Annotated in this window: 21 protein-coding genes; 12 read left to right on the top strand and 9 right to left on the bottom strand. The window is 73.5% G+C overall.

The features are described from left to right. The first annotated feature begins 34 nt into the window (after positions 1-34). Positions 35-340 (top strand): 4a-hydroxytetrahydrobiopterin dehydratase, encoded by a 306-nt coding sequence (locus ACZ6C1_RS07380; RefSeq protein ID WP_469238715.1) that lies wholly within the window; start codon positions 35-37, stop codon positions 338-340. A 140-nt stretch (positions 341-480) separates the two neighbouring features. Beyond that, a complete protein-coding gene (locus ACZ6C1_RS07375) occupies positions 481-1,452 on the top strand; it encodes a helix-turn-helix transcriptional regulator (RefSeq protein ID WP_469238714.1) in 972 nt (323 codons plus the stop codon). A gap of 4 nt (positions 1,453-1,456) precedes the next feature. On the opposite strand, the gene ACZ6C1_RS07370 is transcribed toward ACZ6C1_RS07375, so the two are convergent. Then, positions 1,457-2,095, bottom strand: a complete 639-nt coding sequence (locus ACZ6C1_RS07370; RefSeq protein ID WP_469238713.1) for a TetR/AcrR family transcriptional regulator C-terminal domain-containing protein — start codon at positions 2,093-2,095, stop codon at positions 1,457-1,459. 134 nt (positions 2,096-2,229) lie between these two features. Between ACZ6C1_RS07370 and ACZ6C1_RS07365 the strand changes: the two genes are divergently transcribed. Together ACZ6C1_RS07365 and ACZ6C1_RS07360 are read left to right on the top strand one after the other, a co-directional pair. Next, a complete protein-coding gene (locus tag ACZ6C1_RS07365) occupies positions 2,230-4,077 on the top strand; it encodes an ABC transporter ATP-binding protein (protein ID WP_469238711.1) in 1,848 nt (615 codons plus the stop codon). Further along, entirely contained in the window at positions 4,074-5,780 is a 1,707-nt protein-coding gene (locus ACZ6C1_RS07360; RefSeq protein ID WP_469238710.1) for an ABC transporter ATP-binding protein, read from the top strand. Before ACZ6C1_RS07365 ends, ACZ6C1_RS07360 begins: the two co-directional genes overlap by 4 nt. 89 nt (positions 5,781-5,869) lie before the next feature. Here ACZ6C1_RS07360 and ACZ6C1_RS07355 read toward each other — a convergent pair whose 3' ends face one another. After that, a complete protein-coding gene (locus ACZ6C1_RS07355; RefSeq protein ID WP_469238709.1) occupies positions 5,870-6,697 on the bottom strand; it encodes an NmrA family NAD(P)-binding protein in 828 nt (275 codons plus the stop codon). Positions 6,698-6,794: 97 nt separating this feature from the next. On the opposite strand from ACZ6C1_RS07355, the gene ACZ6C1_RS07350 reads away from it, so the two are divergent. Together ACZ6C1_RS07350 and ACZ6C1_RS07345 are read left to right on the top strand one after the other, a co-directional pair. Next, positions 6,795-7,769 (top strand): AraC family transcriptional regulator, encoded by a 975-nt coding sequence (locus tag ACZ6C1_RS07350; RefSeq protein ID WP_469238707.1) that lies wholly within the window; start codon positions 6,795-6,797, stop codon positions 7,767-7,769. 27 nt (positions 7,770-7,796) lie between these two features. Beyond that, positions 7,797-8,672, top strand: a complete 876-nt coding sequence (locus tag ACZ6C1_RS07345; protein WP_469238705.1) for a class I SAM-dependent methyltransferase — start codon at positions 7,797-7,799, stop codon at positions 8,670-8,672. A gap of 13 nt (positions 8,673-8,685) precedes the next feature. Here the strand turns inward: ACZ6C1_RS07345 and ACZ6C1_RS07340 are convergent, their stop codons facing one another. Beyond that, the gene (locus ACZ6C1_RS07340) at positions 8,686-9,447 is read right to left on the bottom strand and encodes a TIGR03943 family putative permease subunit (protein WP_469238704.1); all 762 of its coding nucleotides are present in this window, start codon (positions 9,445-9,447) and stop codon (positions 8,686-8,688) included. Then, positions 9,444-10,430: a permease gene (locus tag ACZ6C1_RS07335; protein ID WP_469238702.1), complete on the bottom strand. Its 987-nt coding sequence runs from the start codon at positions 10,428-10,430 to the stop codon at positions 9,444-9,446. The genes ACZ6C1_RS07340 and ACZ6C1_RS07335 overlap by 4 nt, the downstream gene beginning before the upstream one ends. 136 nt (positions 10,431-10,566) lie before the next feature. Between ACZ6C1_RS07335 and ACZ6C1_RS07330 the strand changes: the two genes are divergently transcribed. Beyond that, on the top strand, positions 10,567-11,124 hold the full coding sequence (locus ACZ6C1_RS07330; protein ID WP_469238700.1) for a hypothetical protein: 558 nt from the start codon (positions 10,567-10,569) through the stop codon (positions 11,122-11,124). A gap of 56 nt (positions 11,125-11,180) precedes the next feature. After that, a complete protein-coding gene (locus ACZ6C1_RS07325) occupies positions 11,181-11,660 on the top strand; it encodes a hypothetical protein (RefSeq protein ID WP_469238699.1) in 480 nt (159 codons plus the stop codon). A gap of 81 nt (positions 11,661-11,741) precedes the next feature. Here the strand turns inward: ACZ6C1_RS07325 and ACZ6C1_RS07320 are convergent, their stop codons facing one another. Both ACZ6C1_RS07320 and ACZ6C1_RS07315 read right to left on the bottom strand, forming a co-directional pair. Beyond that, complete coding sequence (locus ACZ6C1_RS07320; RefSeq protein WP_469238698.1) at positions 11,742-12,584, bottom strand: aldo/keto reductase; 843 nt, start codon at positions 12,582-12,584, stop codon at positions 11,742-11,744. A gap of 103 nt (positions 12,585-12,687) precedes the next feature. Then, positions 12,688-14,487 (bottom strand): AMP-dependent synthetase/ligase, encoded by a 1,800-nt coding sequence (locus ACZ6C1_RS07315; RefSeq protein ID WP_469238696.1) that lies wholly within the window; start codon positions 14,485-14,487, stop codon positions 12,688-12,690. A gap of 159 nt (positions 14,488-14,646) precedes the next feature. Between ACZ6C1_RS07315 and ACZ6C1_RS07310 the strand changes: the two genes are divergently transcribed. After that, positions 14,647-14,880 carry a hypothetical protein gene (locus ACZ6C1_RS07310; RefSeq protein WP_469238695.1) on the top strand — a complete coding sequence of 78 codons (234 nt, stop codon included), beginning with the start codon at positions 14,647-14,649 and terminating at the stop codon, positions 14,878-14,880. Here the strand turns inward: ACZ6C1_RS07310 and ACZ6C1_RS07305 are convergent. Continuing rightward, positions 14,870-15,745: a LysR substrate-binding domain-containing protein gene (locus ACZ6C1_RS07305; RefSeq protein WP_469238694.1), complete on the bottom strand. Its 876-nt coding sequence runs from the start codon at positions 15,743-15,745 to the stop codon at positions 14,870-14,872. The genes ACZ6C1_RS07310 and ACZ6C1_RS07305 overlap by 11 nt on opposite strands. 127 nt (positions 15,746-15,872) lie before the next feature. Here ACZ6C1_RS07305 and ACZ6C1_RS07300 point away from each other — a divergent pair, with 127 nt between their 5' ends. Together ACZ6C1_RS07300 and ACZ6C1_RS07295 are read left to right on the top strand one after the other, a co-directional pair. Then, positions 15,873-16,895, top strand: a complete 1,023-nt coding sequence (locus ACZ6C1_RS07300) for a bile acid:sodium symporter family protein (RefSeq protein WP_469238692.1) — start codon at positions 15,873-15,875, stop codon at positions 16,893-16,895. 93 nt (positions 16,896-16,988) lie between these two features. Then, positions 16,989-17,393: a (2Fe-2S) ferredoxin domain-containing protein gene (locus ACZ6C1_RS07295; RefSeq protein ID WP_469238690.1), complete on the top strand. Its 405-nt coding sequence runs from the start codon at positions 16,989-16,991 to the stop codon at positions 17,391-17,393. Positions 17,394-17,467: 74 nt separating this feature from the next. On the opposite strand, the gene fdhD is transcribed toward ACZ6C1_RS07295, so the two are convergent. Continuing rightward, entirely contained in the window at positions 17,468-18,313 is an 846-nt protein-coding gene (fdhD, locus tag ACZ6C1_RS07290) for a formate dehydrogenase accessory sulfurtransferase FdhD (RefSeq protein ID WP_469238688.1), read from the bottom strand. Between the two features lie 311 nt (positions 18,314-18,624). Here fdhD and ACZ6C1_RS07285 point away from each other — a divergent pair, with 311 nt between their 5' ends. Further along, complete coding sequence (locus ACZ6C1_RS07285) at positions 18,625-19,563, top strand: beta-ketoacyl-ACP synthase III (protein WP_469238686.1); 939 nt, start codon at positions 18,625-18,627, stop codon at positions 19,561-19,563. 16 nt (positions 19,564-19,579) lie between these two features. Here ACZ6C1_RS07285 and ACZ6C1_RS07280 read toward each other — a convergent pair whose 3' ends face one another. After that, positions 19,580-19,942: a hypothetical protein gene (locus ACZ6C1_RS07280; protein WP_469238684.1), complete on the bottom strand. Its 363-nt coding sequence runs from the start codon at positions 19,940-19,942 to the stop codon at positions 19,580-19,582. Between the last annotated feature and the right edge of the window lie 43 nt (positions 19,943-19,985).

Raw genomic sequence — 19,985 nt, 5'->3', positions numbered from 1 at the left:
ATCGTCCGCACCGACCCGAAGGGGAGCACGGGACATGCCCACTGAGCCGTTGTCGCAGAAGGAGATCGAGGACCGGCTGCGCGAACTTCCCGGCTGGTCCCAGGAGGGCGACCGCATCGCCCGCACCTACCGCCTCGGCACGCACTTCGCCGCGACCGCGATGGTCGTGCACGTCGCCCAGATCCAGGAGGAGCTGAACCACCACTCCGACCTCACCCTCGGCTACAACACGGTCGGCCTCACGGTGAACACCCATGACGCGGGTGGTGCGATCACGGAGAAGGACTTCTCCCTCGCCGCCCGCGTCGAGGAGATCGCGCCCTCCCACGGCGCGAACTGACGGCCCACGCGCGCGTGGCGGTGGCGCCCCGGCGTCCGTCGAGGGAGCCGAAGCCGTTCACGCGCGCGTGCCCCGGCCCCACCGCACGGCGGGCGGGCCGTGGCTGGACCGTACGAGCGCTTCGCTGGCACCCTGCGTCGGTGAAGTCCAGCCGGCTCCTGTCGATACTGCTCCTGCTCCAGACCCGGGGCCGGATGACCGCCGCCCAGCTCGCCGCCGAACTGGAGGTGTCGGTCCGCACCGTCTACCGGGACGTCGAGGCCCTGCACACGGCGGGCGTCCCGCTGTACGGGGACGCCGGACACCGTGGTGGCTACGAGCTGCTCGCCGGCTACCGGACCCGTCTGACCGGCCTGTCCGTGGGTGAGGCCGAGGCCCTGTTCCTGACCGCGCTCCCCGGCCCGGCCGCCGACCTCGGGCTCGGCCCGGCGCTCGCGGCCGCCAGGCTGAAGCTGCGTGCCGCCCTGTCGCCCGAACTGCGGGCGCAGGCCGACCGGATGAGCCGCCGGTTCCACCTGGACGCGCCCGGCTGGTACGCGCCGGACGACGACGTACCGTTCCTGCCCGCCGTCGCCGACGCGGTGTGGCGCGGCAGGGTCCTCGCCGTCCGCTACCGCCGCTGGACCGAGCCGACCGACGTCGACCGCCGTCTGGAGCCGTACGGGCTGGTTCTCAAGGCGGGCCGCTGGTACGTCGTGGCGGCGCGCCCCGGCGGGTCGGGGCCACGTACGTACCGGGTCGACCAGATCCTCCGGCTCACGGTCACCGGGGACGAGTTCGACGTGCCGGAGGACTTCGACCTGGCCGCGTACTGGCAGGCGTACCAGCGGGACTTCCACGCCCGCCTGCACCAGGGCGAGGCCCTCGTCCGCCTCTCGCCGCGCGGTGTCGCCCGGCTCACGGGCGCCGCCGCCCGGGCCGCCGCCACCGGCGCCCCCGAACCCGGCGGCTGGACGCGCGCCCGGCTGCCCGTCGAGTCGCCGGACCGCGCCCATGACCAGTTCCTGGCGCTGGGCGCGGACGTGGAGGTGCTCGCCCCGCCCGAGCTGCGTACCCGCCTGGCCGAGACGGTCCGCACGCTGGCGGACCGGTACGCCGACGGCGGTACATGAGCCGTCAGGTGTCCGCGAGTTCCCTGGCGAAGCCGGACAGCAGGGCGTCGAGCGCGAAGTCGAAGCGTGCCTCGGCCGCGTCCTCGCCCGCCTCCCGGGCGGCGCGGACCAGCAGCGGGTAGGCGTCCGCGTCCAGCGTGGCCAGGCCGTCGGCCCCGCCGTCGACATTGCCCGCCAGCGCGGCGGCGTGACCGACGACGAAACTGGTCAGGGAGTAGAGGACGTCCAGCGTCCTGGGCAGGGGGAAGCCCGCCTCGTACAGCATTCCCACCACCGCCTCCAGCGTCCGCAGGTTGCGGGGCGTCAGGGCGGGCCGGGACAGCAGCAGCGGCACGGCGTGCGGATGGGAGCCGAGCGCCGCCATGAGGGCGTGGGCGTAGGCGCGCAGGTCCTCCCGCCAGGTGGCGGCGCCGAACGCGGGGGGTACGGCCTCGGCGACGACCTGCTCGATCATCCCGTCCAGCAGGGCGGTCTTGCTGGGGACATGGTGGTAGAGGGTCATCGCCTCCACGCCCAGTTCGGCACCGAGCCGGCGCATCGAGAGGGCCTTGAGCCCCTCCCGGTCGACGAGCCGGACGGCCGCCTCCAGGACGGCCTGCCGCGTGAGCCCCGCGCGCTGCCCGCGGGCCCTGTTGGCCCCCATGGTGCCTCTCCTTCCGTGCCGGCCGCCCCATGACCGGTTGACCATTCTTACGGCGTAAGTATAGCGTCGAGCTCCAGCCTTACATCGTAAGAATCCCCCGGTGTGAGCGGGGGACCGACGAGAACGAGAGGGCGATGACCACCAGAGAACTCGACGGGACGAGGACACCGACCCCCCGGCCGCCCGACGACGCCGGGCCCGCGCCGGAAGTCTCCTCGGAAGGGCGCGGCACGGCCGGGCTGCTGCGTCCGTACGCGGGGGGCTTCGCCGCCGTGATCGTTCTGCAGACACTCGGCTCGATGGCGGGCCTGGCGCCGCTGCTGGCGGTCGTCGAACTGGGCCGTACGCTTCTCGCGCCCGGCCCGGCCGACCCCGGCCACGTCCGGTTCATCGTGCTCGCGGGCGCGGCCGGGCTGTTCGTCCGGCTGCTGTTCACCGCCGCCGCGGCCGGGATCGGTCACCTGCTCGACGGGCGGGTGCAGTTGGCTCTCCGGCGGCGGCTGGCCGCGCGGCTGGGGCGGGTGCCGCTCGGCTGGCTCTCCCGCCGCCGCAGTGGCGAACTGGCCAAGCTGGTGGGCGACGACGTCGGCGCCGTGCATCCATTCATCGCGCACACCCCCGGCGAGCTGGCCTCCGCCTTCGTCGTGCCGCTCGTGTCACTGGCCTACCTCTTCACCGTCGACTGGCGCCTGACACTGATCACCCTGATCCCGGTGGGCGCGGCGGTGGCGCTGGTCCCGCTGATGATGACGCCCGCCCGGCTGCGCGAGCAGGCCGACTTCGACACGGCGATGACCCGCATCGCGAGTTCCGTCGTCGAGTTCGTCCAGGGCATCGCCGTGGTCAAGGCCTTCGGCGGGGGCGAGCGCGCCCACCGCGAATTCCGCACCGCGGCCGACGACTTCGTCGCCACCTTCCGCCGCTGGGTCCACGGAATCTCCCCGATCGCCGCGGGGATGCAGCTGGCGCTGTCACCCCCGTTCGTGCTGCTGGTCGTACTGACCGGCGGCACGGCGCTGATCACCGGCGGCGGAATGGCCCCGGCCGATCTCCTGCCGTTCCTGCTGCTGGGACTGGGACTCACCGCCCCGGTGGCGGCGCTCGGGCACGGCTTCGACGAGCTGCAGGCCGCACGCCGCGCGGCCGGCCGGATCCGCGACGTGCTCGCCGTGCCGCCGCTGCCGGAGCCGGCGCACCCGGTCGCGCCGCACGGCCACCGGGTGGAGCTGCGCGGCGTCCGCTTCGGCTACGAACCCGGCCGCGACGTACTGCGCGGCATCGACCTGGTACTGGAGCCGGGCACGGTCACCGCACTGGTCGGACCGTCGGGAAGCGGCAAGTCCACGCTGGTCCGGCTGCTGCCGCGGTTCGTCGACCCGACGAGCGGCTCCGTCCGCCTCGGCGGCGTCGACCTGCGCGAGCTGGGCAGCCGGGAGCTGTACCGGCGGGTCTCCTTCGTCTTCCAGGACGTCCGCCTGCTGCGCGCCTCGGTCGCGGACAACATCGCGCTGGCGGTCCCGGACGCCGGCCCGGAGGAGGTGATGCGCGCCGCCCGGCTGGCGAACATCCACGACCGCGTCCTCGAACTCCCGCGCGGATACGACACGGTGATCGGCGAGGACGCCCGGCTGTCCGGCGGTGAGGCCCAACGGATCGCGCTCGCCCGCGCGCTGCTGGCCGACACCCCCGTCCTGGTGCTCGACGAGGCGACCTCCTTCGCCGACCCGCACACCGAGCGGGCGGTGCGCCGCGCCCTGGAGACGCGGCGGGCCGACCGGACGGTCCTGGTCATCGCCCACCGCCTGGAAACCGTCACCGGCGCCGACACCGTCGCGGTCCTGGAGGACGGAGTGATCGTCGAGCGGGGCCGCCCCTCCGAACTGCTGGACGCGGACGGACGGTTCGCCGCGCTGTGGCGGTCCCGGAACGCGGCGGGCCCCCGTCCGGCCGACGGCACACGGCAAGGAGACGACCCACGATGATCCGCATGCTGCTGCGTGTGCTGGGCCACCAGTACGCGACCCCGATGCGCCGCACCCTCGCCCTGATGACGACGACCGCGGTCGTCGAGGGCCTGTCCTACGCCCTGCTGGTTCCCGTGCTGCGGGCGCTGCTCGGGGGCGCGCCCGGCGACGCCCGGCCCTGGCTGGGCGCGTTCGGGGCCGCCGTGCTGGCCTACGCGGTGCTGCGCTACCTCAGCGACCTGTCGGGGTTCCGTGTCGGGACCGCGCTGCTGCGCGGTGTGTACCACCGCCTCGGCGACCACCTGGCCCGGCTGCCGCTCGGCTGGTACGGCGCCGCCCGGGTGGGAGAGGTGTCCGTCCTGGCCGGTCAGGGCGTCCTGCGGGCGATGAGCGTGATCGCGCACCTGCTGGCACCGTTCGTCTCCGCCGCCGTGACACCGCTGACGATCGTCGCCGTGATCCTCGCCCTCGACTGGCAGCTCGGCCTGGCCGCGCTGGCCGCCGCGCCCGTCGTGATGGCGATCCAGATCCTGACCGGACGTTCGACGGCCACCGAGGACGCGGAGCGCGCCGCACGCGACCGCGAGGCCACCGCCAGGGTCGTCGAATACCTCCGGGCTCAGCCGGTGCTGCGCGCCGGCGGCCGGACCACCGAACGCTTCCGGCTGCTGGACGACGCCCTGCGGCAGGTCCAGCGTGCCTCCCGCCGCTCCACGCTGTCCGCGCTGCCCGGCGCGCTGGGGCTGACGCTGACGGTGCAGGCGGTGTTCACCGCCATGCTGGTCCTGGGGGCGTACCTCGCGCTCGGCGGGCGCGTCGGGGCCGCGGAGCTGCTGACGATCCTGGTGCTGGCCGCCCGCTGCGCGGACCCGCTGCTGTCGCTGGCCGACCTCGGTGGCAAACTGCGCGCCGCGCGCGGTGAACTGGGCAGGATCGACGCGGTGCTGCGTACGGAGCCGCTGCCACAGGCCCCTGATCCGGTCGAACCGGGCGGCCACGGAGTGGAGTTCGCTTCGGTCACCTTCCGGCACGGCGGGCGCACGGTCTTCGACGGCCTGTCGCTGTCCGTTCCCCAGGGGCAGAGGCTGGCGGTGGTGGGGCCGTCGGGCGCGGGCAAGAGCACCCTGCTGCACCTGCTCGCACGGTTCCACGACGTGGACGCGGGCGCGGTGCGCGTCGGCGGCGCCGACGTACGCGCGATCGGCACGGCGACACTGATGGCGCAGTTCGCCATCGTCTTCCAGGACGTCTACCTCTTCGACGGCACCATCGAGGACAACGTACGCCTGGGCCGCCCCGACGCCACCGCGGCCGAGGTACGGGCGGCCGCGGCCGCGGCGCGACTGGACGAGGTGGTCGAGCGCCTGCCCGACGGCTGGGCGACCCACGTCGGCGAGGGCGGCGCACGCCTGTCGGGCGGCGAGCGCCAGCGCGTCTCGATCGCCCGGGCACTGCTGAAGGACGCGCCGATCGTGCTGCTGGACGAGGTCACCTCCGCACTGGACCCCGTCAACGAGGCCGCCGTCCACGCCGGCATCGAACGCCTGATGGCGGGCCGCACCGTCGTGATGGTGGCCCACCGGATGCGAACCGTCCAGCACGCCGACCGCATCGTCTTCCTCGACGCCGGGCGCGTCGTCGAGGAGGGCCGCCACGACGAACTGCTGCGCCGCGGCCGCCGCTACGCCGCCTTCTGGAACCTTTCCCTGCCGGCGGGGTGACCCCCCTCCCCCCTCCGCGGGGCGCGCCGTCCCACGGCCCGCCCCCCGGAGGGGCCCACGGCGACCGGCGCGACACCGGCCGGCACGCCCTAGCCGGCGAACGCCTCCCGGGCGAACCCGGCGAAGTCCCGCGGCGCACGCCCCAGCAATCGCTCGACCCCGTCCGTCGCCGACGCGTTGTGCCCGTCCAGCAGGGTCGCGAACAACCCCGCCACCCAGGCCGCTTCCGGGGCCGGCAACCCGTACTCCCTCAGCATCCCCGCGTACTCCTCCTCCGTCACCGGCACATAGCGCACCTCGCGCCCCGCCGCGCGGGAAATCTCGGCCGCCACCTCCGTGAAGGTCAGCGGCGCGGGACCCGTCACCTCGTGCACCCGCCCCATGTGCCCCTCCTCCGTCAGCGTCGCGACGATCACGTCCGCGAGGTCGTCGGCGTCGATGAACGGCTCGGCCGTCCCACCCGCCGGGAAGGCGACCACCCCGGCCGCCACGCCCTCGGCCAGGGCGCCCTCGCTGAAGTTCTGCGCGAAGAACGACGCTCGTACCACCGTGAGTTCACCGCCCCACCCCTTGCGCAGCGCGTCCTCCGCGCGGACGGCCTCCGGTTCCCCGCGCCCCGACAGCAGCACCGTCCGCCGCACGCCCGCCTCTGCCGCGAGCCGCCCGAAGTCACCCATAGCCTCCACCGCGCCGGGCGCCGCCAGGTCCGGGTAGTACGCCACGTACGCGGCGTCCACACCGCGCAGCGCGTCCGCCCACGTCCCCGGCTCCGCCCAGTCGAAGAGCGTCGCGCCGGCCGCCCCCGTACGGGAACCCGCCCGCACCCGCAGCCCGCGTGCCACGAGCCGCTCCACCACCCGGCGGCCGGTCTTGCCGGTCGCCGCCGTCACCAGTACCTCGCTCAAGTCCTTTGTCATGCCTCAAGGTTCCCGGGCCGCGCCTGGACTTCCCATGCGTGAAAGCCTCAATCGCATACGCGTACGTCCAGCCCGTGTCCGCGTCTACGCTCACCCCATGGACGCACTCGCCGGACTGCTCGACGGGCCACGGGCACGTGGGGCCTTCCTCCTCAGGATGGTCATGGACCCGCCGTGGTCCGTACGCATCGAGGACCGCGCGCCCCTGTGCCTGATGTGCGTCAGCGAGGGCGAGGCGTGGATCGTCCCGGACAGCGGCCGGGGCGAGCCCATGTGCCTGCGTCCCGGCGACGTCGCGATCGCCCGGGGCCCCGACCCCTACACCGTCGCCGACGCTCCCGGCACCACCCCGCTCGCCCGCATCGGCCCGGGCGGCACCTGCCACACCCTCCGGGGCGAGCCGCTGGAGCAGGCCATGCGCCTGGGCGTACGCACCTGGGGCAACGCGCCCGACGGCCGGAACACCCTGCTGATCGGCACGTACAGCATGGAAGGCGAGGTCGGCCGCCGCCTCCTGGACGCCCTGCCGCCGGTGCTGCACCTGGCCGCCGGACAGTGGAACTGCCCCGTCCTGCCGCTCATGGAGGAGGAGATCGCCCGGGACGAGCCCGGCCAGAGCGTCGTCCTCGACCGGATCCTCGACCTGCTGCTGATCGCCGTACTCCGGTCCTGGTTCTCCCGCCCCGAGGCAGCGGCACCGGGCTGGTACCGGGCGATGGGCGATCCGGTGGTCGGCTCGGTGCTGCGGCTGATGCACAACGACCCGGCCCGCCCCTGGACGGTCGCCTCGCTCGCCGCCGAGACCGGTGTGTCACGGGCCGGGCTGGCGCGCCGCTTCACCGAACTGGTGGGGGAGCCGCCGATGACGTACCTGACGGGCTGGCGGCTCGCCCTCGCCGCCGACCTGCTGCGCGGGACGGACGCCACCGTCGAAGCGGTGGCCAGGCAGGTCGGCTACAGCGGCTCGTTCGCCCTGAGCGCGGCCTTCAAACGGGTACGGGGCACAAGCCCCCGGGAACACCGCACGCGGGACCGGGGGACTTTGCCGAAGCAGCAACAAAGCTCGCCCTGACAGCACCTCCACCGCCACCCTGGCGGCATGAGCCAACACCACCACGGTCACCACGACCACACCCAGATGGACTGGACCGAGATGCTGCCGCTGCTGGAGAACGGCGCGGAACTCCAGAGCCCGCTGTACCGGCAGGCCGCGGCCTGGCTCGGCGAACTGGTGCCCACGGCCGGAGTGCGCCGGATCCTTGACGTCGGCAGCGGCCCGGGGGTGCTGTCGTGCCTGCTCGCCGAGGCGTTCCCGTACGCGGAGGTCGTCGCCGTCGACGCCACGCCCGAGCTCCTGGAACGCGCCCGCGAGCGTGCCCGTGCCGCGCACCTCGGGGACCGGGTCACCACGCGCCACGCCGAACTGCCGGACGGGATCGCCGCGCTCGGCGGAGCCGACCTCATCTGGGCGGCCGACTTCCTCCACCACCTGGGCGATCAGCGTGCGGCCGTGGCCGACCTGGCGGGCCTGCTGCGCCCGGGCGGTCTGCTGGCCGTGGTGGAGGGCGGGCTGCCGACCCGGCGTCTGCCCCGGGACATCGGCATCGGGCGCCCGGGGCTGGAGACCCGGATGGACGCCGTGCACGCCGAGTGGTTCACCGAGATGCGGGCGGAGCTGCCCGGCGCTAAGGAGGACACCGACGACTGGCGGTCCCTGCTCTCCGACGCGGGCCTGGTGCCGAGCGGGACGCGCTCCTTCCTCCATGACGTGCCGGCGCCCGTCACCGACGCCGTGCGCCGGCAGATCGTGGCCGGGTTCGCCCGGCACCGCGAGGCACTCGGCGAGCGTCTCGCGGCCGAGGACCGGGCCACGCTGGACCGGCTGCTGGACCCGGCCGAGCCGCGGGGCCTGCACCACCGCCCGGACCTGTTCATGCTGACCGCCCGCACGGTGTACACGGCCCGCCGCGGCTGAGCCGCCGGGGCCGTCAGGGCAGCAGGGGCGTGGTGTCCTGGTACGGGTTGACCGGCTCGGGCACCCGCTCCACCGTCCGGGCGTCGAGCGCCACCGCGGCCGTCGCCGTCCCCAGCGCACCGCCACCGCCTGGGTGCCAGGTGCCCGTCACGGTCACCCAGGTGTCGGCGGGGGGCGCGGGCCTGCCGTACACACGGACGCGCAGCGACCTGGAGTCGGCGGCGCAGCAGCTCACGACCAGCCGGGTGAGGTACCAGGTGCCGGACCGGTCCCGCGCGGGCGTGACGAACCCGGTCATCAGGACCGTGCGCCCGGCGAGGCTCCGGTCGCGGTCCTGCTGGACCCGCGCGATGAACCCGGACAGGGCGAGCGGGGCCGGGTCGGTGTCCGGCAGCGCGTCGAACTCCGACACCTCGGCGACCGTGTTGTCGGTCTCCCGCGCCGCCGTGTAGGAGCCGAGTGCGGGAGGGGCGTACAGCAGAAGGGCGAGGACGGGCAGGAACAGCACCCAGGCGACGCGCGGCCCGCCGTCGTGTCCGTGGCCGTCGTCCGCCTTCTCGTCCGCCTCCCCGTCCGTGCCGCGCCGGGGTGCGAACGGCAGCCCGTCCCGTACGGCGCCGATCAGCCCCAGCGCGAGCAGGAGCACGGCGGACGCGACGAGGAAGGGCCGCAAGCCCTCCTTCACGTACCGCAGGTAGACCTGGCTCAGCAGGGAGATGTGCAGCACGGCGGAGCCGAGGAGCAGCAGCAGGGCCGCCTGGACGTGCCGTCTCACAGCAGCCACCACCCGGTCAGGCAGGCGCATGTCACGGCGACCACCGCGGTCGCCGCCGAGAAGCGCACGGCGAAGGCCCGGCCGAACGTACCGGCCTGAAGGGCGATCAGCTTCACGTCGACCATCGGGCCCACCACCATGAACGTCAGCCGCGCGGTGGGGGAGAAGCCGGTGAGCGAGGCGGCGACGAAGGCGTCGGCCTCGGAGCAGACGGCGAGCACGACGGCGAGCGCGGCGAGGAACAGCACCGACAGCCAGGGGGAGTCGGCGAAGACGTCCAGCACCGAGCGCGGGACGAGGACGTTGAAGGTGGCCGCCGCCATCGCGCCGACCACCAGGAAGCCGCCCGCGTGCAGGAAGTCGTGCTGGAACCCGAGCCGGAACTCCTCCCAGCGGCTGTGTCCGGCCCGGTGGCCGGTGTGCCGCGCAGGCATCTTCAGCCACTCCGCCCGGCCCCACTTCAGCCACAGCCAGCCCATGGTGGCCGCCGTCGCAAGCGAGGCGACGAGCCGGGCGGCGACCATGCCCGGCTGTCCGGGGAAGGCGACCGCGGTCGAGACCAGCACGACGGGGTTGACCGCGGGGGCGGAGAGCAGGAACGCGAACGCCGCGGCGGGGGTGACCCCGCGCCGGATCAGGCTCCCCGCGACCGGCACGGAAGCGCACTCGCAGCCGGGCAGCACCACACCGGCGGCACCGGCGACGGGCACGGCGAGCGCCGGGTTGCGCGGGAGCGCCTTGCTGAACACCCGTGCCGGTACGAAGGCGTTGACCGCTCCGGAGACGACGGTGCCGAACAGCAGGAAGGGCAGCGCCTGCACGGTGAGCGCCACGCAGACGGTCTGCCATGCCCGGAAGCCGGGGTGGTCCAGCACGGGCAGCGCCAGGCCGACGACGAGCAGAAGCGATACGGCTCCGGTGAGGGCGACGGACGGCGGTATCGCGCCGGGGGGACGCTCCCGCGCGGATGCGGCTCGGTTCATGGGGCCACACCCTAGCCGCAGCAGCGAATGACAATCATTTCACCCTCCTCTCACCTCCGGGTCCCGGCGTTTCCCGGCAGTCGGGCGAGCGATACCCTGAATGGGGCATATCGGACTCGAATGAGGGGGTCGGGCCATGTCGACTGGAACCCTCCTGGCGATCGTCATTCCCGTCGCGGTGATCCTTGCCGCCCTGGCCGTGGTCGCCTTCCTCGGCCTCCGCAGCCGGCGCCTGCGTGAGCGGTTCGGACCGGAGTACGAGAGGACCGTCCAGGACACCGGAAGCCGGCGCGCGGCCGAGCGCGACCTCAGCGCCCGCGAGAAACGTCACGACACTTTGGACATCCGGCCACTGCCGGGCGAGGTCCGGGACCGCTACACCCGGAACTGGACCGACGTCCAGGGAGAGTTCGTGGACCGCCCGGAGGACGCCGTGCAGGACGCCGACCTCCTGGTGACCTCACTGATGCGGGAGCGCGGCTACCCGACCGAGGACCTCGACCAGCGGCTGAAGGACCTCTCGGTCGAACACGGCCGCACCGTCGAGCACTACCGCGCCGCCCACGAGGTCAACAGGCTCAGCATGAAACACCAGGCCACGACCGAGCAGCTCCGCGGAGCGATGGTGCACTACCGCGCCCTCTTCGACGAGCTGCTGTCCGACGGCGGCCAGTCCCACCGCGCCTCGGCCTGACCCGTCCGGCCGGGCCCCCGGACACGGGGAACCGGACCACGGTGGAGGAGGAGACCATGCAACGCGAGGACATACCCGTACCCGGCGAGAGCGGCCTGTCCACCGAGGACATCGCCCAGCCGGGCAGCACGGGCGGAGCGACCGGCGAGCGGCCCGAAGCCCCCGCCTTCCCCGTCGAGAGCACCGTCGCGAGCACCCCCGGAGCGGAGCCGGCCGAACCGGCTCCCGAACCGGCCCCGGAAGTCGCCGTCCCGGCCCCGGACGAGTCACCGCAGCTCCTGGCCGAAGAGGACGAGGAAGGCTTCCGGAACCGCTGGCAGGACATCCAGACCCAGTTCGTCGACGACCCGCGCGAGGCCGTGCACAAGGCCGACGCCCTCGTCGCGGACGTCATGCGGCAGCTCGCCTCGACGTTCGCCGACCACAAGAAGGACCTGGAGGGTCAGTGGAACCGCGGTGAGGAGGTGGACACCGAGGACCTCCGCAAGGCACTCCGCCAGTACCGGTCCTTCTTCAACCGGCTGCTCACCACCTGACCCCCAGGAACGGCGCGGCCGTCCCACGACGACGGCCACGCCGCTCTCCGCGCGGCGCGGCCTCGCGTCCCGCCGCAGGCGTCAGCTCTCGTCGTAGGTCGCCGGGTCCGGGCCCAGGCGCCGGCCCTCGTCGAGGGCCGCGAAGGCAGCCATGTCGTCGGCGTCCAGCTCGAAGCCGAACGCGTCGATGTTCTCGCGGATCCGTGACGGCGTCGCGGACTTCGGGATCACCACGTTGCCGAGCTGGAGGTGCCAGCGCAGCACCACCTGGGCCGGGGTGCGGCCGTGCTTGCGGGCGATCGCGACGATCGTGGGCACGTCCAGCAGGCCCCTGCCCTGCCCCAGCGGCGACCACGCCTCGGTGGCGATGCCGGCCTGGGCGTGGAACGTCCGGGACTCCGCCTGCTGGAGCCGCGGGTGCAGCTCGATCTGGTTCACCGCCGGGACCACGGCCGTCTCGTCGAGCAGACGCTTCAGGTGCTCGGGCAGGAAGTTGGACACGCCGATCGCCTTCGCGCGCCCCGACTCCGCGATCTCCTCGAACGTCCGGTAGATGGTGAGGAAGTCGTCCCGCATCGGCCGGGGCCAGTGGATCAGGTACAGGTCGGCGTACTCCAGGCCGAGCCTGTCGAGGGAGGCGTCGAACTCGCGCAGAACGGCGTCGCGCGTCCACGCCACGGACGCGCTGTTCCACAGCTTGGTGGTGACGAAGAGCTCGTCACGGGGGATCCCGGAGGCGGCGATGGCCTCGCCGGTGCCCTGCTCGTTCCCGTAGATCGCTGCGGTGTCGATACTGCGGTATCCGGCCTCCAGGGCCGTGCCCACCGTCTTCGCCGCCTCGGCGTCCGGCACCTGCCAGACGCCGAAGCCGAGCTGCGGCATGGAGACACCGTTGTTGAGGGCGAGGGAGGGGACCATGCTCACGAGCGGTCGATCCTTACGTCGGTCGGTCGGTACTCCAGGCTCAACGATCACATCCTGAGACGTGTTCCCCCGCCCGGACCGTCCGGCGCGCCGATGACCGTCGTCACCGGTACAGGGCCTCGACCTCCGCCGCGTACGCCGCCTCGATCGCCTTCCGCTTCAGCTTCAGCGACGGCGTCAGCAGCCCGTGTTCCTCCGTGAACGGGTGGGCCAGTATCCGGAACGTACGGATCGACTCCGCCTGCGACACCAGGGTGTTCGCCGCCACCACCGCTCTCCGTATCTCCGTCTCCAGCGCCGGGTCCCGCACCAGCTCGGCGGGCGGCAGGGGCGGCCTGTTCTGCATGGCCAGCCAGTGCTCGACCGCCTCCTGGTCGAGGGTCACCAGCGCGGCGATGTACGGGCGGTCGTTGCCGACCACGATGCACTGCGCGACCAGCGGATGGGACCGTACCCGCTCCTCCAGGCCGGCCGGCGGCACGCTCTTGCCGCCCGACGTCACCAGGATCTCCTTCTTCCGCCCCGTGATCGTCAGGTAGCCGTCCTCGTCGAGCGCTCCGAGGTCGCCGGTCGCCAGCCAGCCGTCGCGGAGCACGGCCGCGGTGGCGGCGTGGTCCCCCAGGTAGCCGGCGAAGACGTGCGGCCCGCGCAGCCACACCTCGCCGTCCTCCGCGATGTGCACGGTCGTCCCCGGGATCGGCGGGCCGACCGTGCCGTACCTGGTCCGCTCCGGCGGATTGGCGGTGGCCGCCGCCGCCGACTCCGTCAGCCCGTACCCCTCGTACACGGTGACGCCCGCGCCCTCGAAGAACAGCCCGAGCCGCCGGGCCATCCCCGACCCTCCCGACATCGCGTGCCGAACGCGCCCGCCCAGCGCCTCGCGCACCTTCCCGTAGACCAGCTTGTCGAAGAACTGGTGCTGCACCCGCAGCGCCGCCGACGGGCCGGGGCCCAGCCCGAACGCCTTCGTCTCCAGCGCCTCCGCGTACCGCACCGCCACCTCGACGGCCTTGTCGAAGGGCCCGGCCCTCCCCTCCGCCTCCGCCCGCCGCCGCGCCGCCTGGAACACCTTCTCGAAGATGTACGGGACGGCCAGCACGAACGTCGGCCGGAACGAGGCCAGATCGGCCAGCAGCGGGCCGGCCGCGAGCTGCGGCTGGTGACCGAGCTTGACCCGCTTGCGGATCGCCGCGACCTCCACCATCCGCCCGAAGACGTGCGCCAGCGGCAGGAAGAGCAGCGTCGACGCCTCGTCGCCCGGCTTGGAGTGGAAGACCTGCTCCCAGCGGCTGACCAGGGTGTCCGCTTCGAACATGAAGTTCGCGTGGGTCAGCACGCATCCCTTGGGACGGCCCGTCGTCCCCGACGTGTAGATCACCGTGGCGATCGACTCGGGCGTCACCGCCCGCCGGTGCCGCTGCACGACCTCCTCGTCGATGCGCGTACCCGCCTCCATCAGTTCGGTGACCGCCCCGGCGTCCAGCTGCCACAGCCGTTTCAGCCGGGGCAGCCGGTCGACCACCGAGCCGATGGTCATGGCGTGGTCCTCGTGCTCCACCACACACGCCGTCACCTCGGCGTCGTGCAGCATCCAGTGGACCTGATCGGCGGAGGAAGTGGGGTAGACGGGCACGGACTGGGCACCGACCGTCCACAGCGCGAAGTCGAACAGCGTCCACTCGTAGCGTGTGCGCGCCATGATGGCGACCCGGTCCCCGAACCGTACGCCGTCCGCGAGCAGCCCCTTGGCGAGCGCCAGCACCTCGTCCCGGAACCGCTCCGCCGTCACGTCGGCCCACTGCCCGTCCGCGTCCTTGCGCCCGAGCACGACGCGGTCCGGATCGTCCACGGCGTGCTCGAATACGGAATCGGCGAGTCCGCCGACCGGGGGAGCCGTCGCCACGGGGGGGACAGTGAACTCGCGCAATGGCCTGCTCCTTGGGGGATGCTCCGCACGGCGGAGGGTGACGGTACCCCACCCCGGACCCGCGCGGGAGGGCCTTCGTCAACCCTGTCCGTACGGCATCGCCACAGGTCAGAAGCTAAGTGCCCGGCCACGGGGGTGGGCACGCGCACGCTACTTACCCGGCGGTCAGTAGCGGGTGCCGGAATCTCCACGGAATCTGTACGCCGCACTCACGCCCCGCTGTCCTGCCGGGACGCGGCGACCGGCGAGGTGCTCGCGATCACCAGCGTCAACGAGAACATCACCGGCGCCCGCTTCTCCCGCACCTGCGGCCTCGAACCGCACGTCCTCCGCGCGATCGAGCTCGCCGGCGGCATCGTCACCGACTGACCGCCGTGGCGTGCAGCCGGTCCCCGCCCGCGAGGATGGCCGCAGCCAGGGCGTCCGCCGCCTCCTGGGCGGGGCCCTTCGGGCGGCCGTGGAGGAGGACGAAGTCCACGTCACCCAGCTCGGGCAGGCCCGCGCGCGCCGGGACCGGTGTGAGGCCCGGGGGGATCAGGCCACGGGTGTGGGCCATGACGCCCAGACCGGCACGGGCGGCCGCGATCAGGCCGCTCAGGCTCGTACTCGTGCAGACGATCCGCCACGGGCGGCCGTGTGCCTCCAGAGCCTCCAGGGCCCGCGCCCGGGTGATGCCCGGCGGCGGGAAGACGATCAGCGGCACCGGACGGTCCGGGTCCAGCCGTAGCCGGGGCGCGCCGATCCAGGTCAGGGTGGAGTGCCATACCAGCCGGCCCTGGACGTCGCCGCCGCGCCGCTTGGCGAGCACCAGGTCCAGCCGCCCGGCCGCCAGTTTCTCGTGAAGGGTGCCGGACAGACCGACCGTCAGCTCCAGGTCGACCTCGGGGTGCTCGCGGCGGAACGACTCCAGGACCTCGGGCAGCCGGGTGAGCACGAAGTCCTCCGACACCCCGAAACGCAGCCGCCCGCGCAGCCGCGTACCGGTGAAGAACGCCGCCGCCCGCTCGTGCGCGGCCAGGATCGTCCGCGCGAAGCCGAGCATCGCCTCGCCGTCCTCGGTGAGCTCCACGCTGTGGGTGTCCCGGGTGAACAGCGCACGCCCCACCGCCTCCTCCAGCCGCCGCACGTGCTGGCTGACCGTCGACTGGCGCAGCCCGAGGCGGCGGGCGGCCTGGGTGAAGCTCAGGGTCTGCGCGACGGCCAGGAAGGTGCGCAGCTGGGTCGGCTCGTACACCGTTCCAAGGCTAGCGCGGTCATCGCGATACGTGATGACAGTCAGAGCGGTGTACGGAATTCCCGATCGGCCCGTCCGCGGGCACGATGGAGAGGGCACGACCTGAACCTGAGAGCACGTGGAGCACATGAGCCGCCGCCGAACCCTGGCCCCGCGCCCGCCGATCGACCCCTACATCCTGGCGCTGCTCGCGACGGTGGCCCTCGCGGCGCTGCTCCCGGCGTCCGGCACGGCCGCCGAGGCGGTCGGCGGGCTCTCCACCGGAGCGATCGCCCTGCTGTTCTTCCTGTACGGGGCGCGGCTGTCCACCCGCGAGGCGCTGGACGGGCTGAGGCACTGGCGGCTGCACGTGACCGTGCTGGCGGCCACGTTCGTGGTGTTCCCGCTGCTGGGCCTCGCCGCGAAGGGGCTCGTCCCGGTCGTGCTGACGCCCGCCCTGTACGGCGGGCTGCTGTTCCTGTGCCTGGTGCCGTCCACCATCCAGTCGTCGATCGCCTTCACGTCGATGGCCCGGGGCAATGTGCCCGCCGCGATCTGCGCCGGCTCCTTCTCGTCGCTGGCCGGGATCGTCCTCACACCGCTGCTGGCCGCCCTGCTGCTGGGAGGCGGCGGCGGCTTCTCGGCAGACTCGCTGGTGAAGATCGTCGCGCAGTTGCTGGTGCCGTTCGTGGCGGGGCAGCTACTGCGCCGCTGGGTGGCCGGCTTCCTCACCCGGCACAAGAAGACGCTCGGGTACGTCGACCGGGGCTCGATCCTGCTCGTCGTCTACACCGCGTTCGGCGAGGGCATGGTCCAGGGCGTCTGGCACCAGGTCACCCCCGTGCGGCTGGCGGCGCTGCTGGGGGTCGAGGCGGTGCTGCTCACCGTGATGCTGGCGCTCACCTGGTACGGGGCGGGGCGGCTCGGCTTCGGGCGGGAGGACCGCATCGCGATCCAGTTCGCCGGGTCCAAGAAGAGCCTTGCCGCGGGCCTGCCGATGGCGAGCGTGCTGTTCGGCGCGCACGCCTCGCTCGCGGTGCTCCCGCTGATGCTGTTCCACCAGATGCAGCTGATGGTCTGCGCGGTCATCGCCAGGCGCCGTGCGGACGACCCGGTGCGGAAGCTGCCGCCCGCGGGGGAACCGCGACCGGCTCGGGCCGCACGCCGCTGACGGCTCCCGTCACGGGGCCAGGGCCACCTCGCCCCCGGCGCATCGTCCCCCCAGGCACCGGTGATGATCGACACCGGCGATAACGTGGCGCCCATGCCCGCACCCCTGACCGGCCGCACCTGGATACGCCCCGGCGCCCAACGCCCCTGTTCCCTCGTCGTCTGCCGAGGCTGCTGCTGCGGCGACGCCCGCAAGCACCCCGGCACCGACCACGCCGGTCAATTGGCCCGGTTGCGTGAGGCGGCGGCGGCCTCCGGCGGCCGGCTCGCCGTCCGTACCAGCGACTGCCTCGGGCCGTGCGGGCAGGCCAACGTCGTGGTCGTCCAGCCCTCCACCGAGGCCCGGCGGCGGGGCGCCCGTGCCGCCTGGATCGGCTGGGCGCTCGACGACGACTGCCTGGACGACATCCTCGCGTGGGTCGACGCGGGCGGGCCCGGGGTCGCGGAACCCCCGGCCACGCTCACGCTGCAGATGATCGACCCGCCGAACAAGAAGTAGGGCGCGGAACCGGCCGGCGCGGGGCGTGCCCCACCCCCGGCCGACCCGGCCCGTACACCGGACGGAGCCGGGCGTCAGCCCCGGGAGGCCGCCGTGAGGGCGATCCGGTCCTCACCCGCGTACACGTTCATGTTCCGGCCGCGCAGGAAGCCGACCAGGGTCAGGCCCGTCTCGGCGGCCAGGTCCACGGCCAGCGACGACGGCGCCGACACCGCCGCCAGCACCGGGATGCCCGCCATCACCGCCTTCTGCGCCAGCTCGAACGACGCCCGTCCCGACACCAGCAGGATCGCCCGGTCCAGCGGCAGCAGGTCCTCCCGCAGCGCCCGGCCGACCAGTTTGTCCACCGCGTTGTGCCGGCCCACGTCCTCCCGCACGTCGAGCAGCTCACCGCCCTCCGAGAACAGCGCGGCCGCGTGCAGCCCACCGGTCCGGTCGAAGACCCGCTGCGCCGCCCGCAGCCGATCGGGAAGGGCGGCGAGCAGCTCCGGATCGACCCGGACCGGTGGGCTGTCGGCGATCGGGAAGCGGGCGGTGGTGCGTACGGCGTCCAGGCTGGCCTTGCCGCACAGGCCGCACGACGACGTCGTGTAGACGTTCCGCTCCAGCGTGATGTCCGGCACGGCCACGCCGGGCGCCAGCTGTACGTCCACCACGTTGTACGTGTTCGTCCCGTCGTCCTTGGCGCCGGCGCAGTACACGATGTTCCGCACGTCGGCCGCCGCGCCCAGCACGCCCTCGCTGACGAGGAAGCCGGCCGCCAGCGCGAAGTCGTCACCCGGTGTGCGCATGGTGATGGCGAGCGGCCTGCCGTTGAGCCGGATCTCGAGCGGCTCCTCGGCGACCAGGGTGTCGGGACGGGTCGAGACGGCTCCGTCCCGGATGCGGATGACGCGGCGGCGCTCGGTGACCCGTCCCATGCTGATCAGTCCCGCTTCTGAAGGTCGATGCAGAGGTCGCCGTGGTCACCGGGGTGTGGTGCGGCGAGGTGACCTCGGCGCTCTCATTGTCCTGTACGTGCGGACCCGGCGTCGCGGGGCACCCCTGTGGTCGACGCGACAAGCGGGGGAGAGGGCGCAGGAAGGTGCGCAGAAGCCCGTCCGGAACCGGTGATGTTACGGACTCTCCAAGAGGCGGGCGTGAATCCTGTCGGGTCACCCGACCGGTTACTCGTCAGTTGCTGACGAGACTGGGGAGCTCCTGTACATCGCCAGCCAAGGGGGTCCCGAGCATGACGGGCACTCGTATCGCCGCGCTCGGGCACTACCAGCCCGCCAAGGTCCTCACCAACGCCGACCTGACCGCACTGGTCGACACCAGCGACGAGTGGATCACCAGCCGGGTCGGCATCAGGACCCGGCACGTCGCCGGCCCCGACGAGCCCGTCGACGAGATGGCCGCCCACGCGGGAGCCAAGGCGCTCGCCGCCGCCGGGCTCACCCCGGCCGACGTGGACCTGGTCCTCGTCGCCACCTCCACGGCGATCGACCGGTCCCCCAACACCGCCGCCCGGGTCGCCGCCCGGCTGGGCATGGGGGCGCCCGCCACCATGGACCTCAACGTCGTGTGCGCCGGCTTCACCCACGCGCTGGCCACCGCCGACCACGCCGTACGGGCGGGGTCGGCGAGCCGCGCCCTGGTCATCGGCGCCGACAAGATGACCGGGATCACCGACTGGACCGACCGGACCACCTGCGTCCTGGTCGGCGACGGCGCCGGCGCGGCGGTCGTCGAAGCCGCCCCGGACGCCGGTATCGGACCGGTCCTGTGGGGCTCCGTCCCGGAGATGGGCCACGCCGTCCGCATCGAGGGCACCCCACCGCGTTTCGCCCAGGAGGGCCAGACCGTCTACCGGTGGGCCACCACGCAGTTGCCGCCCATCGCCCGCAAGGTGTGCGAGCGCGCGGGCATCGCGCCCGAGGACCTGGCGGCGGTCGTGCTGCACCAGGCGAACCTGCGCATCATCGAGCCGGTCGCGCAGAAGATCGGGGCGGTCAACGCGGTGATCGCCCGCGATGTCACCGAGTCCGGCAACACCTCGGCCGCCTCCATCCCGATGGCGCTCAGCAAGCTGGTCGAGCGGGGCGAGGTCGCCTCCGGTGCCCCCGCGCTGCTCTTCGGCTTCGGCGGGAACCTCTCGTACGCCGGTCAGGTCGTCCGCGTCCCCTGACGCCCGGGCTCCCCGCTCAGTCCCCCTCCCGGTCGTCCGGGACGTACACGGCGCACAAACGGACCTCCGCCCGGAAGTCGCCGGAGTGCGCGGACGACAGCCCCGTCGGGCCCGCCGCGGGAACGGGCGGCCACGTCGGGTGCCCCCGGCCCTCCGCTCGCGCGTCGCGGTCTGAGGACGGGGGGCAGCCGTCGCCCCGGGGCGGGCAGTCGACGGGGTGCCTCCCCGGCCGGGCGCAGTCCGCCGGCGGGGGCTCGGACGCATAGGGGCCGGGTGGCGTGGCCGCGTGGGTGGTGCTGTTGATGTACGCGGTCGCTCCGTATCCGGCGCCGCCCAGGACCAGTACCCCGATGCCGAACGCCCGCATCAGCCGGCTCACCCGTACCTCCCCTCTCTTCCGTTCCCCGGCACCGTACCGCCCC

Source organism: Streptomyces sp. NPDC041796, from assembly GCF_055590785.1.
The sequence above is the reverse complement of the archived record's forward strand: the minus strand, read 5'-3'. Positions and strand labels throughout refer to the sequence as shown.